This is a genomic window from Modestobacter sp. VKM Ac-2986 (genome assembly GCF_026967795.1).
GTDB lineage: Bacteria > Actinomycetota > Actinomycetes > Mycobacteriales > Geodermatophilaceae > Modestobacter.
The window spans coordinates 280,593-302,069 of the sequence record NZ_JAPVBH010000007.1 but is presented as its reverse complement, the minus strand read 5'-3'; the positions used below and the strand labels follow the sequence as shown (position 1 = coordinate 302,069).

Below are 21,477 nucleotides of genomic sequence, written 5' to 3'. Positions count from 1 at the left end.
GGCGGCGCGGCGGGGCTGTGCGCGGGGAGGGCGGATGAGTACGGTGACCGAGGTGAGCGTCCGCGCGCGGAACGACGTCCGTGTGAGTGGCACGCCCGGGGCCCGGCCGATGGTCTTCGCGCACGGCTACGGCTGTGACCAGGCGATGTGGCGGTACGTGGCGCCGGGCTTCGAGGCCGACCACCAGGTGGTCACCTTCGACCACGTGGGCTTCGGCAACTCCGACCTGTCCGCCCACGACCCGCAGCGGCACGGGTCGCTGCGCGGCTACGCCGCCGACGTCGTCGACGTGCTCACCGAGCTGGACCTCACCGACGTCGTCTTCGTCGGCCACTCCGTGAGCGCCATGATCGGCGTGCTGGCCCACGCGATGGCGCCCGAGCGCATCGGCGCGATGGTGATGGTCGGGCCGAGCGCCCGCTACGTCGACGACGACGAGGACGGTTACGTCGGTGGGTTCACCCGGGCCCAGCTCCGCGAGCTGCTGGAGAGCCTGGACGCCAACCACCTGGCCTGGTCCACGCTCATTGCCCCGGAGGTCATGGGCAACCCCGACCGGCCCGAGCTGGCCGCCGAGCTGACCGCCTCCTTCTGCCGCACCGACCCCGACGTCGCCCGCCGGTTCGCCCGCATCTCCTTCCTGTCCGACAACCGGGCCGACCTGGCCGGCGTCGACGTCCCGACCCTCGTGCTGCAGTGCTCCGAGGACGTCATCGCCCCGGTCACCGCCGGCCGCTACGTCCACGAGCACGTCGCCGGGTCGACGTTCGTCCAGCTCGCCGCCACCGGGCACTGCCCGCATCTGAGCGCCCCCGAGGAGACCTCCGCCGCCATCCGGGCCTGGTTGTGACCGACTCCCGCGAGACCGCGGCACCGCCCGTCGCCCGGGAACACCGGCTGGACGACGGCGTGCGGGAGGCACTGGACCAGCTGCTGGACGACGACCCCGCCGACCTCTACGAGAACGCCCCCTGCGGGTACCTGTCGATGCTCGCCGACGGCACGATCGTGAAGGTCAACCGGACGCTGTGCAGCTGGCTGGGGATGCCGGCCGAGCGGGTGCTGCGGACCCGGCTGCGCGACCTGCTCAGCCTCGGCGGCCAGGTGTTCCACGACGCCCACCTCACCCCGCTGCTGCGCATGCAGGGCGCCGCGCGCGAGGTCGCGCTCGACGTCGTCCGGGCCGACGGCTCGTTGCTGCCGTGCCTGGTCAACGCGGTGGAGGTGCGCGATGCGCACGAGCGGCCGCTGATCGTCCGCGCCACGCTGTTCGAGGCGAGCGCCCGCCGCCGCTACGAGCTCGACCTGCTCGCGGCACAGCGGGCGGCCGAGGCGTCGGAGGTGCGGTCCCGCACGCTGCAGCGGTTCGTCTCCGACCTGGCCGCGGCGGTGGCCACCGAGGACGCCGCGCAGGTGGTGGTGCACCGCAGCCGGCAGGCGGTGCGGGCCACCGGCGCCGCGCTGTGGCTCGTGGCCGTCGACGCCGCCCGCCCGGACGTCACCGAGCCGGCGGCGGTGCTCACCGCGTCCGAGAAGGTGCCGGCTGCGCTGCTGGAGGCGCTGGACCAGACCTCACCGGGCCGGGTCGACCTGGTGCTCAGCTCCGGGGTGCGCACGGTGCCGGTGACCGAGCGGCTCGGTGAGGCGTGGCCGGCGCTGGCGGCCGCCGCGGCGGAGGCCCGGGTCACCGACCTCGTGGTGGTCCCGGTGACCGCCGACGGCGCCCACCTCGGCGCGCTGCTGCTCACCCTCGGCGACGAGCTCGACGGCGACCTGATCAGCCTGGCCGAGCCCACCGCCCACCGGTCCCTGGCGACCGCGGACGTCGACCTGCTGTGCACGCTGGGCCGGCAGGCCGGGCAGGCGCTCGAGCGGGCCCGGCTGCACGAGGAGACCGCCCGCCAGGCGGAGCGCTCGGGTTTCCTGCTCGACGCCGCCCGGATGCTGGCCCGGGCGACCGGGGTGACCGAGTCCGTCGAGCGGCTGGCGGAGATGGTCGTGCCGCGGCTGGCCGACCTGTGCGTGCTGGACCTGATCGGCGAGCACGGCCTGGCGCGGGTGGTGGCCCGGCACGGCGACCCCGCACGCCAGCGGTTCGTCGACGCGCTGCGCGCCTGGGCGCCGCCGCACCGCGACCTGCCTGCACCGGCCCGGACGGCGCTGGCCGAGGGGCGCACCCGGTGGTTCACCACGATCGACGAGGCCCAGCTGGCGGCGATGGCGCGCGGTGCGGAGGAGGTCGCCGCCGCCCGAGCGCTGGAGCTGGTCAGCCTGGTCGCCGTGCCGCTGATCGCCGAGGGCCGCACGCTGGGGGTGATGACGCTGGCGGTCGACCGGCGGCGGCGCCCGTTCACCTCCGCCGACGTCGAGCTGGCCGAGCAGCTGGGCCTGCAGGTCGCGCTGATGATGGCCAAGGCGCAGCGCTACGAGCTGGAGGCCCGCACCTCGCACACCCTGCAGGCGACGCTGCTGCCGCCGCCCCCGCCCCCGGTGCCCGGCGTGACGGTCGCCGTGCGGTACCTGGCGGCGACCTCCGGGGTGGAGATCGGCGGTGACTTCTACGACGTCGCGCCGCTGCCCGGCGGGCACGTGGCGATCGCGGTCGGTGACGTCGTCGGCCACGACATCACCGCGGCGGCCACGATGGGCCAGCTGCGCAGCGTCTACCGGGCGCTGCTGGTGGAGGCCCCGGCGCCGGCGGCCGTCATCGACCGGCTGCAGGCCAGCTGGCCGCTGCTGGGCCTGCAGCGGATGGCCACGGCGTTGTTCGCCACCCTCGACCTGCCCTCCGGCGTGCTGCACGTGGCCTCCGCCGGGCACCCGCCGCCGCTGCTCGTCGCCGAGGGGCGGGCGGGCTTCCTGCCGGTGGTGCCCAGCCGGATGCTCGGCGCCCCGCCCGCGCCGGCCGTGGAGTGGCGCGGCGTCGTCCCGCCGGGGGCGACGTTGGTGCTGTTCACCGACGGGCTGGTGGAGAGCCGCACCAGCGACATCGACGCCGGCCTGGAGCGGCTGCGGGCGGCCGCTGACCGGGCCGCCGCGAACGGTCCCGACGAGCTGTGCGACCGGCTGCTGGCCGACCTCGCCGGCACCCACCGCGCCGACGACATCGCCCTCCTCGCCCTCACCCGCGACCCCTGAGCGCGGCGGGCGCCGACTGTGCGCTCAGCGGGCCTCGTGAGCCGGATCGGACCCGCTGAGTGCACAGTCGCCGGTCCCGTGTGGCCCTTGAGCCGCCTGCTGCATCGACTGTGCCCCCGGCGGGGGCGGCAGCGGGGAGCGGGCCCGGTGAGCGCACGGTCCGCGCACCTGTGGACGACGACCGGGGCCGGACCGCCGGATCGGGGAGGCTCCGGAGGTGCCCGCCCGCGCCGATGCCCCGCTCCGTGGGGTGTTCCGAGGTTCGGCGGCCGTGCGTCGTGGTCTGGTCACTGCCGACCAGCTGCGCGGGCCGCGGTACCGGGCGCTGTACCGGGACGTGCACGTCGCCGCCGACGTCCCGGTCACCCACGCCCTGCGGGCCCGGGCTGCGGCGGGCGTGCTCCGGCCTGGAGCGGTGGTCACCGGACGCAGCGCCGCCGTGCTGTGGGGCGTCCACCTCGCCGGGCCCGAGGACGACGTCGAGCTGACCCTGCCGCCGGACGCCCACCCGGTGCGGTCGGCCGGTCTGCGCGTCCGCCGAGCGGCGCTCGACCCTCGCCGCGTGTGCACCCACCGCGGCGTCCGGGTGACCGATCCCATGGCGACCACCGTGGCGCTCGCCGGGTCGCTGCCGCTGGAGGAGGCCGTGGTCGCCGTCGACCGGATGATCGTGAGTGGTCTCGCCGTGCTGACCTCGGTGCGCGCGCTGGCCGACGAGGGCGCCGGTCGGGGCTGCCGGCGGGCTCGTGAGGTCTGCGCGCTGGCCGACGGGCTGGCGGAGTCGCCGCAGGAGACGCGGCTGCGGCTGCTGCTCGGTCGCAGCGGCCTCCCTGCGCCGGTCGCCCAGTTCACCGTGCGGTCCGCCGCCGGCTTCGTCGCCCGGGTCGACTTCGCCTGGCCGGAGCTGCGGGTGGCGCTGGAGTACGACGGTGCCTGGCACGGCGAGCCCGGCCAGTTCGCGAGGGACCGGCATCGGCTCAACCGGCTCACCGCCGCCGGCTGGCGCGTCGTCTTCGTGACCGCCGCCGACCTGCACCACCCCGAGGCCCTGGTCGCCCGCATCGGCGCCCTGCTGGCCGCCTGACCCACGCCCGTCGGTCGCCGAGTGTGCGCCCAGCTGGGCCCGCGGCCCGAATCCGGCCCGCTGAGCGCACGGTCGCCGGTGCGCCGGACGGGCGGCCCCGGTTGGGCGCTGAGGGGTGCGACCTGACTCCGGCGCCCTGCTGGCCGCCTGACCCACGCCCGTCGGTCGCCGACTGTGCGCTCAGCGGGCGCAGCGGCCCGGATCCGGCCCGCTGAGCGCACAGTCGGCGTGCCGGACGCCGGGGGGTTCAGGCGGGGACGAGGGTGGACAGCTCCTCGGGCAGCTCGCCGGGGTGGACGACGGCCAGCCGCTGGGTCGACCGGGTCAGCGCCACGTACAGGTCGCTGTACCCGCGCACGCCCTCGGCGAGCACCGCGCACGGGTCGACCAGGACCACCGAGTCGAACTCCAGGCCCTTGGCCTCACCGGGCACCAGGACCACCGGCGCTCGGCGAGAGTCTGCGTCGGCGCCGGCCTGCGCGGCGGGCAGCTCCGTCCGGACGGCGTCCAGGGTGGCGGCCAGCCGGCTCGGCGGCACGATCACCGCGACGGTGCCGCCCAGCCCGGCGAGCTCCGCGGCGACCTCGGCCACCCGGCCGGGCAGCTCGCCCTCGGCCACCTTCTCCTGCGTGGGCGGGACGCCGGTGCTGCGCACGGACTGCGGGGCGGTGGTCTGCGCGCCACTGGCCTCCAACACGGCGGCGGCCACGGCCATGATCTCGGTGGGCGTGCGGTAGTTGACGGTGAGCTCGGCCAGCCGCCAGTGCGCGTCGCCGACCGAGGGCCGCAGCGCCTCGCCCCAGGCCTGCGCGCCGGCCAGGCTGCCGGTCTGGGCCAGGTCGCCGACGACGGTCATCGACCGGGTGGGGCAGCGACGCACCAGCAGCCGCCAGGTCATCGCCGACAGCTCCTGCGCCTCGTCGACCACCACGTGCCCGAAGGTCCAGGTGCGGTCGGCGGCGGCGCGCTCGGCCGTCGTCCGGTAGTCGACCTCGGCGTTGCGGGCGGCCAGCGACTCGGCGTCCAGCAGGTCGCCGGCGGTGAGCTCCTCGCCCTCCTCGTCGTCCTCGAGGTCGGTGGACCGGGAGCCGTGCAGCATGTCCAGGGTGTCCTGGGCCTCGGCCCGCTCGCGGCGCTGGCGGCGGGCCTCGGCGGCCCGCTCGGCGCTGTCGTCGTAGCCGAGCAGCTCGTCGGCCTCCTCCAGCAGCGGCACGTCGGCCGGCGTCCACGCCGCACCGGCGGGACGCAGCAGCAGCGCGCGGTCCTCGTCGGTCCAGTTCTTCGTCGCGCGCTTGAGCCGGTCGGGCGAGGAGAGCAGGTCGCCCACCAGCTCCTCGGGGGTGAGCTTGGGCCACAGCTCCTCGACCAGCCGGCGGACGGCGGGGTCGCTGCCGACCTCCGAGCGCAGCGCGTCGACGTCCCGGCTGTCGAGCAGGGTCTCCCCGCCACGCACGTCGGCGCCGATCCTGCCCACGTACCGCTCGGTGACCAGGTCGGCCAGGGCGCGGGCGAAGGCCGGGCGACCGAGGTTGTGCTGCCGGGAGGCGCGCCGGCCGGCGGTGCGGGCGCGGGTCAGGTCCGCCGGGCGCAGCGAGATCCGGACGCCGTCGATCACCAGCTCCCGGACGCCGCGGCCCAGCGTCTGCCGGTCGCGGACGGCGGCGGTGAGCACGTCGACCATCTGCAGCCGACCCTTGACCTCCGCGGTCTCCGGCGATTCGGTGCCGCGGGCGTCCAGGCCGGGGCGGAGCTGGCCGAGGCCGGCGAGCAGCACCCCGGTCTCACCGAGGGAGGGCAGCACGTCGGCGATGTAGGACAGGAAGGTGGGCGTGGGGCCGACGACCAGCAGGCCGCTGCGGCCCAGCCGCTCGCGGTGCGTGTAGAGCAGGTACGCCGCGCGGTGCAGGGCCACGGCGGTCTTGCCGGTGCCCGGCCCGCCCTGGACGACGAGCACCCCGCGGGCGTCGCTGCGGATGATCGCGTCCTGCTCGGCCTGGATGGTGGCCACGATGTCGGTCATCCGGCCGGTGCGCTCGGCGGTCAGCGCCGCCATCAGCGCGGCCTCGCCGGTCAGCGCCGGCCCGTCGCCTGCGGTCGCGGCGTCGATGCTGAGCACCTCGTCGTTGACCGCGGACACCGTGCGGCCGCGGGTGCGGATGTGCCGGCGGCGGACGACGCCCTCGGGCCGGAACGGGGTGGCGGTGTAGAACGGCCGGGACGCCGGGGCGCGCCAGTCGACGAGCGCGGGGTCGCCGGCCGGGTCGTCGGCGGGCAGCCCCACGCGGCCGATGTAGAGCGGCTCGGGGCGCTCCTCGCGGTCCAGCCGGCCGATGACCAGGCCGTGCTCGGCGGCGTCCAGTGCGGTGATCCGCTGGGTCTGGAAGCTGGCCGCGGCCTCCCGCTCACCCAGGGCCTGCGGGTTGATCGCCGGCATCGCCAGCGCCTGCTTGAAGCGGTAGACGGCGTGCTCGCGGTTGGCGTCCAGCCGCCGGTACAGGTCGGCGACGGCGGCCTGCTCGACGGCGAGGTCGTGGCTCTGCTCGGGGTCGGTGGCGGGGGAGGTGCTCGACAAGTCCTGCAACTCCTACGCGCGTGGGGGTCCGGCGAGCCGGGATCGGCGACCGCCCATCCTGCCACCGTCCGGCGCCCGGTCACGGCCGGGGAGCGCGGGCCCGGAGCGGGTGGTGCGCCGGTCAGAGGCGGGACGTCGTGGCGTCGTCCTCGGCGCCGTCGAAGTACTGGTCGAGCACGGCCCGGAACACCGGCTCGTCCGGCGCGGCACGGGCGAAGAGGGTCATCGACGAGCGCAGCTTCTGCGCGTCGATGCCGCCGAGGACCGCCACCGGGTCGGTGGTGTCCAGCGTGGTCAGCGCGCGGGCGCACGCGAGCAGGCGCGGTCCGAGCACCGGGTGGGCCAGGTAGGCGCGGGCCTCGGCGAGGTCGCGGACGGCGTACCGCTGGGCCATGTCGCTGCGGCCGAGGCCGGCCAGCTGGGGGAGCACGAACCACATCCAGTGGCTGCGCTTGTGCCCGGCGCGCAGCTCGGCCAGCGCGGTGTCGTAGGTGCCGCCGGCGTCCTGCGCGTCGACGAAGCGGTCGAGTCGGGCGGGGTCGGTCGCAGGTCCCTGCGGCGGTGCTCCGGTCATGCCCGGCCCGTGCCCACCCTCCCGGCTCCCGAACCGGGGCGGCACGACCACGGCCCCGCCCCCGCGACGCGGGGACGGGGCCGTGGCTCCCTCGTGGGACTCAGACCGCGGTGATGCGACCCGTGCCGCCGACCGGGTACCGGCTCGCGGACACGACGCCGCCCAGGTCCTGGGTCAGGTAGGTCGCCAGCGCCTGCTGGTAGGTGACCGGCAGGACGGTGAAGGCCACCCCGTCGAAGGGGTAGCCGTCCCCGCCGCGCAGCGTGAAGTCGTTCGTGGCGACCGAGATGGTCTGCAGCGCGCCGGTGGGCACGCCGCCACGGACGAGCACGGTGCCGTCGTCCAGCGTGAGGTCCACGATCCGCGAGCCGACCGGCTGTGCGGCGCGGTAGGTGACCCGGTAGCCCGCGACCTGCGCGAAGCCGCCGTCCGGGGTGAGACCACGCTCGACACCGGCGAGGAACTGCGAGACCGGCATGGCCGGGGCGACGGCGACGAAGTTGGCGAACGGCAGCACCGTGTAGGTGTCCAGCGCGGTGATCGGCCCGGCGGGCAGCACGCTGGCGTTGCGGATGCCGCCACCGTTCTGGATCGCCACGACCGGCGCCGTCACACCGGCGGCCGCCGCCTCACGCCGACCGGCGGCGAGCAGGGAGTCGGCGACCAGGTCCCCGAGGTTGGTCTCCCGGCTGCGGACGTCGTTGCGGGCACCGTTGAGCGGCACCTGCGACGTCGCGACGACCTGCTGGCGCAGCGACTCGACGTAGGCCTGGACCGGCTGCACCACGGTGCGGGTGACGGTCGGGTCGGCCGGCTGCGCACCCGGGCCGGAGGCGATCACCGGCAGCGGCCGGGAGGCCGCGTCGTCGACGGCGAGCAGGTTGCCGGCGTCGTCGAAGGTGACGACCAGGCGGCCGACGTAGCTGTAGAGCGCGTTCGTGGTGACGACCGGCACGACCTTGCCCTCGGCGTCCCGCGGCGTGAGCGGGTAGGAGCCGTAGGGCGTCTGGTACGGGGCGGTGGCGCTGGCGCCGTTGGGGACCAGCGGGTCACCGGCGTCGGCCAGCAGCTCGTGCCCGCCACCGCCGACGATCACGTCGACGCCGCGCAGCTGGCCGGCCAGGGCCACCTCGTTGTCGATGTCCTGCAGGTGGGAGACGAGCACGACCTTGTCCACGCCGGCTGCGGCGTAGGCGGCGGCCTGGGCGTTGGCGATGCCGGCCAGGTCCGGGTCGACGGTCACCCCGCGCGAGCTGGTCAGCCGCGGCAGCTCCGGCGTGGTGAGCCCGATGATGCCGATCTGCTCGCCCTTGATCTTCTCCACGTGCGTGCGGACGATCGTGCCGTCCTGCACCTGGGCCAGCAGCGCGGGCTCGGCGGCGAAGCCGAGGTTCCCCGAGACGAAGGCGGTGTCCGAGCCGACGTCGTCCAGCCAGCGGGCGAGGAAGTCCGGCGTCTGGTCGAAGTCGTGGTTCCCGAAGATCGACACGTCGAAGCCGGCCGCGGCGAACGCGGTCGCGTCGTAGATGGGCTGGGCCGCGTCCGAGCCGCTGGCGGCCAGCTGCGGGCCGGGCAGGAAGTTGTCACCGGCGGAGATGGTCAGCACGCCGCGCTTGCCGGCCTGACCGGGGCCCGGCTTGCCGGTGCCGGCGGCCTGCTGCTCCTGCTGGATGAGCTCGACGAACCGGTCGACCCCGCCGTACTGGACGCCGTTGGGCCCGGTGGTGGGGAGGAGCGCGGACTCGAGGTCGTTCGCGTGCAGGATCGTCAGGGTGAAGTCGGGCGATGCGGCCTTGGGCTTGGCCGAGGCGGTGCCGGCGAGGGCGCCGCTGGTCAGCGTGACCGAGGCGAGCGCCAGGACGACGGCGCCGCGGCGGTAGGTGCGGGAGGTCATGTCGCTCCGGGGTCGGGAGGGCGTGGCGGGCGCGACGCTGCCACACCCGTTAGCGATGCGAACTGTGTGATGAATCACTTCCGCGTGTCACGGCGAGGTCACATAACGTCAGCGAGTCGTTCACATCCACCGCTCAGGGTCGGGTGTTCCTCCTGATCGACCCGCCCTCCGAGAGGACCGTTCGTGCCCCTCCCCACCGGTACCGCCCGCACTGCCGCGAGGCGCGCCGCCCTGGGCGCCGCGATGGCGTCCAGCGCCGTGCTGGCCACCCTCGCCGTCCCCGCCGTGGCCCTCGCCGCGGCGCCCACCGCGCCGTTCATCTCCGAGGTCCACTACGACAACGCCGGTACCGACTCCGGTGAGTTCATCGAGGTCCAGCTCCCGGCCGGCACCACCTCCGCCGGCCTCTCCCTCGTCCTCTACAACGGCAACGGCGGGGCCACCTACGGGACACGCATCGCCCTCCCGCTGGTCACCGCGCCGGCCACCGCCCCGGCGGTCGTGGCCGTCGACGCCGCAGGGCTCCAGAACGGTGACCCGGACGGCATCGCCCTCGTGGGTCCCGGCGGCGTCATCGAGTTCCTCTCCTACGGCGGGGAGTTCACCGCTGTCGGCGGGCCCGCCGGTGGCACGCGCAGCACGGACATCGGGGTCAAGGAGACGACCGCGACCCCGGTCGGCCAGTCGCTGTCCCGCAGCTACGACGCGGCGAGCGACACGCTGGTCTGGGCCGGCCCCGCGGCCGCCACCCGCGGTGCGGTCAACGCAGGCGCGACCGTCACCCCGCCGCCGGCACCTGTCGCGGTCTGCGACACCACCCCGACCCACGAGATCGGCGCCGTCCAGGGCTCCGGTGCGACCACCCCGCTGGCCGGTTCGACGGTCACCGTGCGCGGCGTCGTCGTCGGCGACGTCCCCGGCCTGTCCGGCTTCTACCTGCAGGACGCCGACGGCGACGGGAACGCCGCGACCTCCGACGGCGTCTTCGTGTTCAGCCCGGTCGCGGTCGACCTCGGCGACACCGTGGCCGTCACCGGCCAGGCGCAGGAGTTCGGTGGCCAGACGCAGATCTCCTCGCGTGCGGACGTCGCCGTCTGCGCCGACGGCACCGCCGCCGACCTGCCGGCCGCCGCGCTGCTGGACCTGCCCGCCGACGACGCCGCGCGCGAGCGGCTCGAGGGCATGCGGGTGGCCCCGGCCGACACGCTGACCGTCAGCGAGGTGTTCGACCTGACCAGCTTCGGCGAGCTGACCCTGTCCGAGGGCGGCCTGCTGGTGCAGCCCACGGAGCTCGCCCGCCCCGGGGCGGCGGCGCAGGCCATCGCGGCCGAGAACGCGCTGCGCAGCATCACCCTGGACGACGCGGTCAGCGCCCGGGTGAGCGTGACCACGGCGCCCTACCTGACCCCGGCCACGCCGGTCCGGGTCGGCGACGAGCTGGCCTTCACCGAGCCGCTGGTGCTCGGTTACGGCTTCAACGCCTGGCGGCTGCAGCCGGCCGACGGCACCGCGGACGGCGTCTTCGCTGCGCAGAACACCCGGACGGTCGCGCCGGACGCGGTCGGTGGAGACGTCCAGGTGGGCGCCTTCAACGTGCTCAACTACTTCCTCACCCTCGGCGGGGTGGGTCGTGGGGCCACGAGCCCGGCCGAGCTCGAGGAGCAGGCCGGCAAGATCGTGCCCGCGATTAACGCCCTCGGCGCCGACGTGGTCACCCTGATGGAGATCGAGGACACCGACTCCACCGGGCTCACCCCGGGCAACGCCGACACCGCGGTCGCGGACCTGGTGCGCCGGCTGAACGCGCAGGCCGGCGCGGGCACGTGGGCGTACGTGCCGTTCCCGCAGGAGCTGTACGCGGTCGACCGCGACGTCATCCGCAACGCGATCATCTACCGGCCCGGCGTCGTCACGCCGGTGGGTGCCTCGGTCGGCCTGGTCGACGAGGCCGTCTGGTCGAACGCCCGTGAGCCGATCGCGCAGACCTTCACCAAGGACGGCGACGCCTTCACGGTCGTGGCCAACCACTTCAAGTCCAAGGGCGGCACCGGCACCGGCGACAACGCCGACACCGGACAGGGCTCGTTCAACGGCGACCGCGTCCGGCAGGCCGCGTCGCTGGCGGCCTTCACCGACCAGCTGCGCACACGGACCGGCGACGCGGACATCGTGCTGCTGGGCGACTTCAACGCCTACACCCAGGAGGACCCGATCGAGGTCCTGCGCACCGAGGGGTTCGTCGACCTGGGCGAGCAGTTCGACGAGGGCCGGTACAGCTACGTCTTCGACGCGCTCTCCGGCTCGCTGGACCACGCGCTGGCCACCGCCGAACTGACGGCCAAGGTCACCGACCTGGTGCACTGGAACATCAACTCGGTGGAGTCCTTCGCCTACCAGTACACCGGTGACCCGGCGCTGTACGCGGCGAACCCCTACCGCTCCAGTGACCACGACCCGCTGCTGCTCGGCATCGACCTGGACGAGCGCTGCAACGGTCTCGTCCCGACCATCCGCGGCACCGCCGGCGACGACGTGCTCACCGGCACCAACGGCCGCGACGTGATCATGGGCCTGGGCGGCAACGACACCATCGTCGGCGGCAACGGCGACGACGTCCTCTGCGGCGGCGAGGGCACCGACACGCTCACCGGTGGCAACGGGGACGACGTCCTGCTCGGCGGCTTCGGGGCCGACACCCTGCGCGGCGAGAACGGCAGCGACACCCTGATCGGCGGCGCCGGCACCGACGTCCTCGACCAGGGCAGGGGCACGGGCCGCGAGGACCAGGACGGCGCCGACTCCTGATCCGAGCGCACCGCAGACGGCGGCGTCCCGCACCCGCGGGGCGCCGCCGTCCGCCGTTCCACGGCAGGATGGGCGGCCCCGGTCCGAGGAGTGAGCAGATGCCGACCATCCGCCCCTACCGGCCGGCCGACCGGGCCGACGTGTACGACGTCTGCGTCCGCACCGCCGACGCCGGGGGCGATGCGCGCGGCCAGTGGTCGACCGACGACCTGATGCCCGACCTGTTCGCCGGGCCCTACGTCGACCTGGAGCCGACCAGGGCCTTCGTGCTCGACGACGGCGACCGGGTCGTCGGCTACGTGGTCGGCACCGCCGACACCCCGGCGTTGGTGCAGACCTGGCGCGCGGAGTGGATCCCGCGGCTGACCGCGCGGTACCCGGTGCCACCGGACCCGCCGCGCACACCCGAGGAGCAGATGCTGGCCCTCGGTCACCGGCCCGAGCGGATGCTGCTGCCCGAGCTCGCGCCCTTCCCGGCGCACCTGCACATCGACCTGCTGCCGAGTCACCAGCGCGCCGGGCACGGCCGCGCGCTCGTCGACACCTTCCGCGCCGCCGTGGCGGCCGCCGGTGCCCCGGCGCTGCACCTGGGGATGGTCAGCACGAACCACGCGGCCCGCGCCTTCTACGACCGGCTCGGGTTCACCGAGATCGCCGTGCCCGACCCCGGCCCGGTCACCTACCTGGGCATCCCGACCACCTGACGGTGCGGGCGGCGGCTGCCCGGCTGCCCAGCCGCGGGGTACGGAGGGCCGCCCGCCCCCGAGAGTGGCGGCCCTCCGTGGCCCGTCAGTCCAGCAGGGCCTCGCGCAGCACCTCGTACAGGTGCGTGTTCGGGTAGTAGCCGGTCAGCTGCTCGCTCCCCGGCCCTTCGGCGGTCACGACCGTCGGCACCCCGGTGTGGCCGGTCGTCGTCCAGTCCAGGGCGAAGTCCTTGGCCGGCTCGCCGGCGACCGGGAACGGGCCGTCCTCGCCCGAGACCGTCTCACCCGCGACCGCGGTCTCCTGCTGCAGGGTGCCCCCGGCGCCGCTCTCGTCGCTGGGGTCGACGTCCTCGATGGTCAGCCCACCGCACTCGTGGTCGCCGGTGACGATGAGCAGCGTGTCCGGGTGCGCGGCGACGTGGTCCCGGGCGACCTGCACCGCGGCGTCCAGCGAGCGCATCGCCTCGAGCATCCTCGTGCCGTTGTTGTCATGGCTCATCTCGTCGACGCCCTCCTCCTCGATGAGCAGGAAGAAGCCGTCCTCGTCCGCGGACAGGACGTCGAGCGCCTTGGCCGTCATGTCCGCCAGCGGGACGACCGGGTCGAACTCGTCGCCCTGGCCCTCAGGCCGCTGCTGGAACATCTCCTCGTTGGAGAACAGCCCGAGCAGCTGGTCGCCCTGCGCCGCGGCGAACTCCTCGGCGGTGCTGACGTACTCGTAGCCCAGCCCCTGGGCCTGCGCGACCAGGTCGCCCTTCGTGCTGCGGGACAGCTCAGGGTCCTCGGTGTCGCCGGTGCGGGGGGCGTAGGTGCCCTCGTCGCCGGCCGGCAGCCACCAGTCCTCGCCGCCGCCCAGGATGACCTGCGGCCGGGTGACCTCCAGGAACTGGCGGGCGATGTCGTCCTGCGCGCCGCGGTCTATGGCGTTGCTGAAGAAGGCCGCCGGGGTCGCGTCGGTGACCTGTGCCGTGGTCACCAGGCCGGTGGCCAGGCCGGCTTCCCGCGCCTGCGCGCCGATGGTCGGCAGCGGGGTGCCGTCGACGTCCACGCTCACCGCGCCGTTGTAGGTCTTCACCCCGGTGGCCCAGGCGCTCGCACCGGCTGCCGAATCGGTGACCGTGTCCTCGGGATCGCGGGCATCGGTGGTCTGCAGGCCGGCCACCGGGAGGGAGTCCATGGCCAGGGCGCCGTCGAAGCCCGCCTGGTCCAGCCGGGCGGCCTCCCGGTGGGTGGCCCCCATGCCGTCACCGTTGACGAAGATGACGCTGCGGGCGTCCTGGCCGTGGCCGTGGTGGTGGCCGTGGTGAGGGCCGTGGTGGCCGTCCCCGCCCGCGGAGGCGGTGGTCGGCAGCAGCACGACCACCCCGCCGACCAGCGTGGCGGCGAGACAGACGGGCAGGCTCCGGCGCAGGCGCCGGGAACTTCTGATCGACACGGTCTTCTCCCTGGGTGGACGTCCCCGCCCGCAGGCCGGTGTGACCTGGGCCACAGTCAGCCTGGGAGTCCGCTGAGCGATCCGCATCTCGAGCTGCCCCCAGACGCGCGCTGGACGCCGGGCCGGCCCCCGCGGGGTGTCCGCTGTCACCGCCCACCAGGATCAGCCGGCGACGCTCCAGGCCGCCCGCCACCCGCCCCGCTACGGACCGGTCACGCCGGCGCGGGACCACTCCTCGGTCCGCTCCCCGAGGGCCGCCGCGGCCGGCAGCCGCAGGGTGCCGCTCAGCCAGACGAGCAGGTCGTGCAGCCGCAGCCGGGTCAGCGGAGCGGCCGGCAGCAGCTCCGCGACGGCCCGCTCCAGCTCGGCGAAGGCCGAGGCGTTGGCCCGTAGTTCCCGGTGCGCGACCGCGGTCACGCCGCTGTCGCCTTCGCGCAGGTGGGGCACGGTCTGCAGCCAGGTCGCCCGGGTGAGCAGCGGCACCAGGTCGGGACGGCGGTGGTGCAGCGCGGCCAGCACATAGCGCGGCTGCGGCTGGGGGAGCTCGGCGAGCGTGCGGAGCCCGGCCCCGACGGTGCGCGGCTCGGCGAGCACGGACAGCTCGTCGTCCGGCAGGTCCCAGAACGTCCGCCCGGCTGCGCGGTCGACCAGCGCGTCGGCGGTGGGCTGCACCTCGTCCAGAGCGCGGCGGACGGCGGCCCAGTCGCCCGGGGCCAGCCGGCCGTGCAGCCCCTCGGCGACCAGCACGTCGTCGTCCCCCAGCGGGCCGGTGGGCACCGGACGGGCGTCGAAGCGGTCGTAGCCGAAGGCGGGCACCTGCACCCAGCGGCCGTCGCGCTCGTTGGGCGACCGGTACCGCAGCGGGCGCCGGCCGCGGGCGTAGCCGAGGACGGCGGCCAGCGCGGTGCGGCCGGTCAGCGGGTGCGGGCCGGCGCTGGGCAGGTCGAGCGCGAGCCGGACGTCGCCGGCGGAGAGCGTGCTCACCCCGCCAGCATGCGCCCGGCACCCCCGGCGGGGGGTGCCGGGCGGCCGGTCAGCGGTGGCCGATGCCGCCGGGGCCGTGCTCGGGCGGGACCACCTCGGCCGCGATCGGCGGGCCGGGCGGGGTGCCGTCGCCGAACGGGCTGCCGCCCAGCTCCTCGCGCCCGTGCGGGGTCAGCCAGTTCGACGTGTCCGGGCCCATCGGGATGACCTGCGTGGGGTTGATGTCGGCGTGCACCACGTAGTAGTGCTCCTTGATCTGCGGGAAGTCGGTGGTGTCACCGAACCCCGGGGTCTGGAACAGGTCGCGGGCGTAGCCCCACAGCGCCGGCATCTCGGTGAGCTTCTGCCGGTTGGCCTTGAAGTGGCCGTGGTAGACGGCGTCGAAGCGGGCCAGCGTGGTGAACAGCCGGACGTCGGCCTCGGTGATCGTCTCGCCCATCAGGTAGCGCATGTCCGTCAGGCGCTCCTCCAGCCAGTCCATCGCCGTCCAGAGCCGCTCGTAGGCACGGTCGTAGGCCTTCTGCGAGCCGGCGAAGCCGCAGCGGTACACGCCGTTGTTGACCTCGGTGTAGACCCGCTTCATCACCTCGTCCATCTCCTCCCGCAGGTGCTCGGGGTAGAGGTCCGGGGCGCCGTCGCGGTGGAACTGCGTCCACTCGGTGGAGAAGTCCAGCGTCATGCGCATGAAGTCGTTGGTGACGACGGCCTTCGTGGGCAGGTCGACCATCGCCGGCACGGTGATGCCGCGCGGGTACTCGGGGTCGCGGGCGAAGAAGGCCTCCTGCAGCCGCTCGTAGCCCAGCACCGGGTCGCGACCGTCGGGGTCGAGGTCGAAGGTCCAGCTGCGTGCGTCGTGGGTGGGGCCGCAGATGCCCATGGAGATGGCCTGCTCCAGTCCGAGCAGCCGTCGGACGATCGCCGCGCGGTTGGCCCACGGGCACGCGCGGGCGATCACCAGCCGGTACCGGTCGGCCTCGACCGGCCACCCGCTGGACCCGTCGGCGGTGATCCGGTCGGTGATGTAGTTCGCGTCGCGCTGGTACTCCTTGCCGGGTTCGACGTAGCCACTGCCGCTCTGCGTGGTGCTCATGCCCCCAGCGTCGCCGACCGCGTTCTCCGGCGCTCGCCCAGCCCCTCGGACACGGCGGGCGATCTCGTCCCGATCGCCCGTCGCTGCGCGTCTCCTCGCCCGGAGGAGGGCCTCCCGCCTGTCGGGCCGCCGGTGCGAGCCCGGCGGTCACCTAGCCTGGGGACATGGCAAACGGACCTGTGCGACCGCCCTGGCTCGGCAACTGGGGCGTGCTGGCGCTGGGCGTCGGCCTGGCCCTCTACAACGCCGTCCAGCTCGTGCTGCACCTGGTCGACGGGGAGTACGGGTCGGCCTTCCTGAGCTTCGCCTACGTCGTCCTCTTCGGCTACGTGGCGTCGGAGTCCTGGCGCACCCGCCAGCAGCTGGCCGCCGAGCGGGCCGGGGAGCGGTCGGCGCCGACCGACGGGCCGGCGCCGACCGACTGACTCAGGCGCGCTCGGCGTCGGGCGAGCTGACGGTCGCGGCGTCGGGGGAGTCCTTCAGGAACAGGTACCAGTACGTGGTGGACACGAAGACCACCGCGCCCACGAGGTTGCCGGCGCCGGCGAGCAGCCAGTTCAGCAGCGTCTCGCCCACGGTGATGTCCGGGACGCCGGCGAACATGGCCGCCGGCAGGAAGAACATGTTGGCCACGACGTGGTCGAACCCCATGGCCACGAACGCCATGATCGGGAAGAAGATCACGATGACCTTCCCGGCCACGTTCTTGGTGGCCACCGACATCCAGACGGCCAGGCAGACCAGCCAGTTGCAGCCCATGCCGCGCAGGAACGTCTGCCACGGCGACTCGTTGAGCGCCTTGCCCTGGGCGATCCCGGCCAGCCGGTCGTAGACCAGCCCGGCGGTGCCCGGGGAGTCCGGGCCGCCGATCACGCCGGTCTGCACGGCGAGGAAGAAGGCGACGAACAGCGCGCCGATGAGGTTGCCGATCAGCACCAGCACGAGGTTGCGGGCGACCGAGCCCAGGCCGATCTTGCGGTTCATCGCCGCCAGCGGCACGAACATCATGTTGCCCGTGGCCAGGTCGGAGCCGGCGATGAGCACCAGCACCAGGCCGAGGGTGAACGCGCCACCGAGGAACAGCGTCGGCAGCGTGCCCCAGGTGGCGGGGTCGAGGCCGGAGGAGACGGTCATGGCCACCAGCCCGCCGAAGGCGATGTAGGCGCCGGCCAGGAACGAGCTGACCAGCACCCGGTCCCAGCTGCGGTGGACCTTCTTGGCCCCCGTCTCGGCGGCGGCCTTCGCCATCTCCTGTGGTTCGCGGTCGGTCATGTGCTGCTCCGGGGTCTGGTCGTCGGCCGCCTCGGTCTCGGCGGCCAGGACCAGCCTCTCTCCCGGCGCGTCGCCGCGCTCGTTGGAGGGTGCAACCAAGTGTCGTGGGGGCTGGCGCGCGAGCCGCCGGGACGAGAGGCTCACCGGCATGGACCTGAGCGGGGGAGTGCAGTGAAGTACCTGGTCGTCCTGGTGCTGGTCGCAGCCGTGCTGTTCGTGGTGGTGCGCCGCGTGGGTGCCCCGGCGAAGCCGGTCACGCCGGCCCGGTCGACGCGGCCGGCCCGCCGGACCTCCGGCGACGGCGGTCCGACGGTCTGGGGCGGCGACGGCGGCGCGTCCTACGACAGCGGACCCGGGCACGGGCACGGCGGCCACGGGGGCTCGGACGGCGGCGCGGGTGGTTCGGACGGCGGGGGCGGGTCCGACGGCGGCGGTGGGGGAGGCGGCGGCAGCGACTGAGCGCCGCCCGGTCAGTCGGCGGCGCGGGCCGCGGGGCGGGCGCGCACGTGCATCCGCTCGCCCTGCGGCCCGAACAGCGCCAGGAGCTCGACCGGCGCCGGGCCGGGGTTGGTCAGCAGGTGCGGCACGTGGGTGTCGAACTCGACCACCTCGCCCGGCGTGAGCACCAGCTCCTGGCTGCCGAGCAGGAGCACGAAGCGGCCGTTGAGCACGTAGAGCCACTCGTAGCCCTCGTGGGTGCGCAGCTCGAGGTCCCCGGTCGGCAGGCCCGGCGGGATGATCATCTTGTAGGCCTGTAGTCCGCCCGGGCGCCGGGTGAGCGGCAGCATGGTCATGCCGTTGCGCTCCACCGGCTTCGGGTGCACCCGTGGGTCGGCCGACGGGGGCTCGTCGAGCAGGGAGTCCAGCGGCACCTGCAGCGCCCGGGTCAGCGGCAGCAGCAGCTCCAGGGTCGCCCGCCGCTGGCCGGACTCCAGCCGGGACAGCGTGCTGATCGAGATGCCGGTGGTCTCCGACAGCTGGGTCAAGGTGGTGTCCCGCTGCAGCCGGGCCACCCGCAGCCGCGGCCCGACCGACTGCAGGACGGCGTCGACGTCGCTCATCCACCCATTTGCCGCCACGGCAAGGGTGTTTGTCAAGCCACCGCGGACTCCATCGCCTCCGACACGGTGATGGCGGCGTTGACCAGCGCCAGGTGGGACAGCGCCTGCGGGAGGTTGCCCAGGAAGTCACCGGTCTGCGGGTCGAGCATCTCGGCCAGCAGCCCGACGTCGTTGGCGCTGCCCATCAGCTCGTCCATCAGCTCCCGCGCCTCGGTGACCCGGCCGCACAGCGTCAGCGCCGACACCATCCAGAACGAGCAGGCCACGAAGGTGCCCTCCTCCTTCTCGGCGCCGCTGAACCGGTAGAGGTGCGGGCCGTCCCCGAGCTCCTCGCGCAGTGCGTCCAGCGTGCGGCTCATCCGCTCACCGCGGTCGAAGCCGCTGATCGCGTGCAGCACGATCGAGGCGTCCAGCTGGTCGCTGCCGGGGTACCAGACGTAGGCACCGCGCTCCTCGGACCAGCAGTTGTCCTCGACCCAGTGGCGGATCCGCTCGGCCTCGCTGCGCCAACGCGAGTCGTCGCCGGGCACGTGCCCGCCCTCGGCGAGCTCGACGGCCTTGGTCAGCGCCATCCAGGCCCCCAGCTTGGAGGTCGTGTAGTGCTGCAGCTCGGGCAGTTCCCACATGCCGGAGTCCTTGCTCTGCCACCGGTCGCAGGCCAGGTCGGCGATCCCGGCCAGCAGCCGACCGGTGTGCGCGTCGAGCACGTTCCCGTTGGCCGTGTAGAGCGCCACGATGGCGAACAGGTCACCGAAGACGCCCAGCTGCAGCTGCGTGGCGGCGTCGTTGCCGATCGCGACGGGGGAGTTGCCCCGCCAGCCCGGCACGTCGCGGAACTCCGCGTCCGGCACCGGCCCGCCGTCGAGGGTGTAGACCACGCGCGGCTCGGGGCCGTGCCGGCGGATCGTGGACAGCAACCAGCTGATCGCCCCGTGCGTCTCCTCGCGCAGCCCGAACCGGAACAGCGCGGTCAGCGCGTAGGCCGAGTCGCGCACCCAGGCGTAGCGGTAGTCCCAGTTCTTCCCGCCCGCCGGGTTCTCCGGCAGCGCCGCGGTGGCCGCGGCCACCATCGACCCGCTGGAGGCGTGGATCAGCAGCTTGAGCACCAGGGTGCTGCGCCGGACCGCGGTCCCCCAGGGGCCGTCCCACTCGAAGGCGCGGCTCCACGCCGCCCAGTTGGCGATGGTGCGGTCGACGCCGGCGTCGACGGCGTCGGCCGGGGGCAGGAACAGCGGCTCGCGCTCGGTGGCGACCAGGGCCAGCAGGTGCCGGGAGTCGGGCGAGGTGGTGAAGGTGACGTCGATCCGGCGGTCGCCGTCGGCCACCTCGGCAGCGTCCAGGGTCCGGACGGCGAGGGTCAGGTCACCGACCCGCAGCACCGATCCCTGCGAGGTCTGGTGCACCCACGGGGAGACCGTGTTCAGCGCGGTGCCCGGCCGGACGGCGCCGCGCATCGTCACCGAGCCCTCCAGGCCCTCGACCCGGCGGGCGAGCTCGGACCAGGGCAGCCGGCCGGCGATGCCGCTGTTGAGCGCGTCGGTGACCCGGACCCGCCCCGAGGCGGTGGTGAACGTCGTGGTCAGCACGTTGGTGTGCGGGACGTACTCCCGTTCGACGGTGAACTGCTCGTCGGGGCACAGCTCGACGCAGCCGCCGTTCTCGGCGTCGAGGAGCGAGGCGAACACCGGCGGGGCGTCCATCTCCGGCAGCGGCAGCCAGTCGATCCGACCGTCGCGGGCGACCAGCGCGATGGTGCGACCGTCGCCGATCGCGGCGTAGGAGCGCAGGTCGGCGTAGCCGTCGGCGTCCCGCTCCTCGACCGGACCGGACCCGGCGCCGTCCGCGCCCCAGTGCAGGGCGGGACGGCGCCGGGTGGAGGGCGCGTCGCTCACGGGGTGGGCATCCCACCGTTGACGTTGAGGGTCTCGCCGGTGACGTAGCTGGACTCCTGCGAGGCGAGGAACACGTACACCGGGCCGAGCTCGGCCGGCTGCCCGGCGCGGCCCATCGGGGTCTCGCTGCCGAACTCCGGCAGCGCGTCGGTGGGCTGGCCGCCACTGGCCTGCAGCGGGGTCCAGAACGGCCCGGGGGCGACCACGTTGACCCGGATGCCCTTGGGTGCCAGCTGCTGGGCCAGCGCCTTGCTCATCGTGTTGATCGCGGCCTTGGTGGTCGCGTAGTCGACCAGCCCGGGGGAGGGCTGGTAGGCCTGGATCGAGCTGGTGTTGATGATCGTGGCGCCGGCCGGCAGGTGCGGCAGCGCCTCCTGGACGATCCAGAACAGCGCGTAGACGTTGACCTTGAACGTCGCGTCGAACTGCTCGGAGGTGACGTCGGCCAGGTCCTCGACGTAGACCTGCTTGCCGGCGACGTTGGCGATGATGTCGATCCCGCCGAGGGCGTCGAGGGCCGTGTGCACCAGCGCGCGGGCGGCGGTCTCGTCGGACAGGTCGGCCGGGGCGAGCACGGCCTTCTGCCCGGCGGCCTCGACCAGCGCGGCGACGTCCTCGGCGTCGGCCTGCTCCTCGGGGAGGTAGTTGAGCACCACGTCGGCCCCCTCGCGGGCGAACGCGATCGCGGCGGCGCGGCCGATGCCGGAGTCCGCGCCGGTGACCAGCGCCTTGCGACCGGTGAGCCGACCGCTGCCGCGGTAGGTCTCCTCGCCGTGGTCGGCGGTGACCTGGAGCTCCTCGTCCAGGCCGGTGCCCTCCTGCTGCTGCTCCGGGAAGCCCGCGGTGCGGTACTGGGTGGTCGGGTCGGTGAACGTGTACTGGTCGGCCATGCACCGGGCGTGCCCCACCCGGCCGCGCGCCACACACTCTGCTGTCCGGTGCGGGGGCGGAGGCGGCGGGCTGCGGCAGGCC

The 21,477-nt window shown here is 74.5% G+C and carries 17 protein-coding genes; 7 read left to right on the top strand and 10 right to left on the bottom strand.

What is annotated here, in order from left to right; genetic code table 11:
• Positions 1-34 precede the first annotated feature (34 nt).
• From O2W14_RS18405 to O2W14_RS18395, 3 genes are all read left to right on the top strand, one after another.
• Complete coding sequence (locus tag O2W14_RS18405) at positions 35-850, top strand: alpha/beta fold hydrolase (protein ID WP_269177577.1); 816 nt, start codon at positions 35-37, stop codon at positions 848-850.
• Positions 847-3,138 carry a SpoIIE family protein phosphatase gene (locus O2W14_RS18400; protein WP_269177576.1) on the top strand — a complete coding sequence of 764 codons (2,292 nt, stop codon included), beginning with the start codon at positions 847-849 and terminating at the stop codon, positions 3,136-3,138. Before O2W14_RS18405 ends, O2W14_RS18400 begins: the two co-directional genes overlap by 4 nt.
• 271 nt (positions 3,139-3,409) lie before the next feature.
• The gene (locus O2W14_RS18395) at positions 3,410-4,222 is read left to right on the top strand and encodes an endonuclease domain-containing protein (protein WP_269177575.1); all 813 of its coding nucleotides are present in this window, start codon (positions 3,410-3,412) and stop codon (positions 4,220-4,222) included.
• A 247-nt stretch (positions 4,223-4,469) separates the two neighbouring features.
• Here O2W14_RS18395 and O2W14_RS18390 read toward each other — a convergent pair whose 3' ends face one another.
• The 3 genes from O2W14_RS18390 to O2W14_RS18380 form a co-directional block, all read right to left on the bottom strand.
• Positions 4,470-6,794, bottom strand: a complete 2,325-nt coding sequence (locus O2W14_RS18390) for a HelD family protein (protein ID WP_269177574.1) — start codon at positions 6,792-6,794, stop codon at positions 4,470-4,472.
• Between the two features lie 121 nt (positions 6,795-6,915).
• On the bottom strand, positions 6,916-7,368 hold the full coding sequence (locus O2W14_RS18385; RefSeq protein WP_269177573.1) for a DUF1810 domain-containing protein: 453 nt from the start codon (positions 7,366-7,368) through the stop codon (positions 6,916-6,918).
• 100 nt (positions 7,369-7,468) lie between these two features.
• On the bottom strand, positions 7,469-9,262 hold the full coding sequence (locus tag O2W14_RS18380; protein ID WP_269177572.1) for a bifunctional metallophosphatase/5'-nucleotidase: 1,794 nt from the start codon (positions 9,260-9,262) through the stop codon (positions 7,469-7,471).
• Between the two features lie 183 nt (positions 9,263-9,445).
• Between O2W14_RS18380 and O2W14_RS18375 the strand changes: the two genes are divergently transcribed.
• Positions 9,446-12,067, top strand: coding sequence for an ExeM/NucH family extracellular endonuclease (locus O2W14_RS18375; RefSeq protein ID WP_269177571.1), 2,622 nt, complete (start codon positions 9,446-9,448; stop codon positions 12,065-12,067).
• Between the two features lie 98 nt (positions 12,068-12,165).
• A complete protein-coding gene (locus tag O2W14_RS18370) occupies positions 12,166-12,771 on the top strand; it encodes a GNAT family N-acetyltransferase (protein ID WP_269177570.1) in 606 nt (201 codons plus the stop codon).
• A gap of 85 nt (positions 12,772-12,856) precedes the next feature.
• Here O2W14_RS18370 and O2W14_RS18365 read toward each other — a convergent pair whose 3' ends face one another.
• From O2W14_RS18365 to O2W14_RS18355, 3 genes are all read right to left on the bottom strand, one after another.
• The gene (locus O2W14_RS18365; protein WP_269177569.1) at positions 12,857-14,206 is read right to left on the bottom strand and encodes an alkaline phosphatase; all 1,350 of its coding nucleotides are present in this window, start codon (positions 14,204-14,206) and stop codon (positions 12,857-12,859) included.
• Between the two features lie 201 nt (positions 14,207-14,407).
• The gene (locus O2W14_RS18360; protein WP_269177568.1) at positions 14,408-15,190 is read right to left on the bottom strand and encodes a hypothetical protein; all 783 of its coding nucleotides are present in this window, start codon (positions 15,188-15,190) and stop codon (positions 14,408-14,410) included.
• A gap of 49 nt (positions 15,191-15,239) precedes the next feature.
• The gene (locus O2W14_RS18355; protein ID WP_269177567.1) at positions 15,240-16,280 is read right to left on the bottom strand and encodes a glutathione S-transferase family protein; all 1,041 of its coding nucleotides are present in this window, start codon (positions 16,278-16,280) and stop codon (positions 15,240-15,242) included.
• A 164-nt stretch (positions 16,281-16,444) separates the two neighbouring features.
• Between O2W14_RS18355 and O2W14_RS18350 the strand changes: the two genes are divergently transcribed.
• Positions 16,445-16,705 carry a hypothetical protein gene (locus O2W14_RS18350; RefSeq protein ID WP_269177566.1) on the top strand — a complete coding sequence of 87 codons (261 nt, stop codon included), beginning with the start codon at positions 16,445-16,447 and terminating at the stop codon, positions 16,703-16,705.
• Position 16,706: 1 nt separating this feature from the next.
• Here O2W14_RS18350 and O2W14_RS18345 read toward each other — a convergent pair whose 3' ends face one another.
• On the bottom strand, positions 16,707-17,651 hold the full coding sequence (locus O2W14_RS18345; protein WP_269177565.1) for a formate/nitrite transporter family protein: 945 nt from the start codon (positions 17,649-17,651) through the stop codon (positions 16,707-16,709).
• 72 nt (positions 17,652-17,723) lie between these two features.
• Here O2W14_RS18345 and O2W14_RS18340 point away from each other — a divergent pair, with 72 nt between their 5' ends.
• Positions 17,724-18,011 (top strand): hypothetical protein, encoded by a 288-nt coding sequence (locus O2W14_RS18340; RefSeq protein ID WP_269177564.1) that lies wholly within the window; start codon positions 17,724-17,726, stop codon positions 18,009-18,011.
• Between the two features lie 11 nt (positions 18,012-18,022).
• On the opposite strand, the gene O2W14_RS18335 is transcribed toward O2W14_RS18340, so the two are convergent.
• From O2W14_RS18335 to O2W14_RS18325, 3 genes are read right to left on the bottom strand one after another with little or no spacing between them, the layout of a single operon-like run.
• On the bottom strand, positions 18,023-18,613 hold the full coding sequence (locus O2W14_RS18335; protein WP_269177563.1) for a helix-turn-helix domain-containing protein: 591 nt from the start codon (positions 18,611-18,613) through the stop codon (positions 18,023-18,025).
• A 32-nt stretch (positions 18,614-18,645) separates the two neighbouring features.
• Entirely contained in the window at positions 18,646-20,505 is a 1,860-nt protein-coding gene (locus O2W14_RS18330; RefSeq protein WP_269177562.1) for a glycoside hydrolase family 15 protein, read from the bottom strand.
• Positions 20,502-21,395 (bottom strand): glucose 1-dehydrogenase, encoded by an 894-nt coding sequence (locus O2W14_RS18325; RefSeq protein WP_269177561.1) that lies wholly within the window; start codon positions 21,393-21,395, stop codon positions 20,502-20,504. Before O2W14_RS18325 ends, O2W14_RS18330 begins: the two co-directional genes overlap by 4 nt.
• Positions 21,396-21,477: the final 82 nt, after the last annotated feature.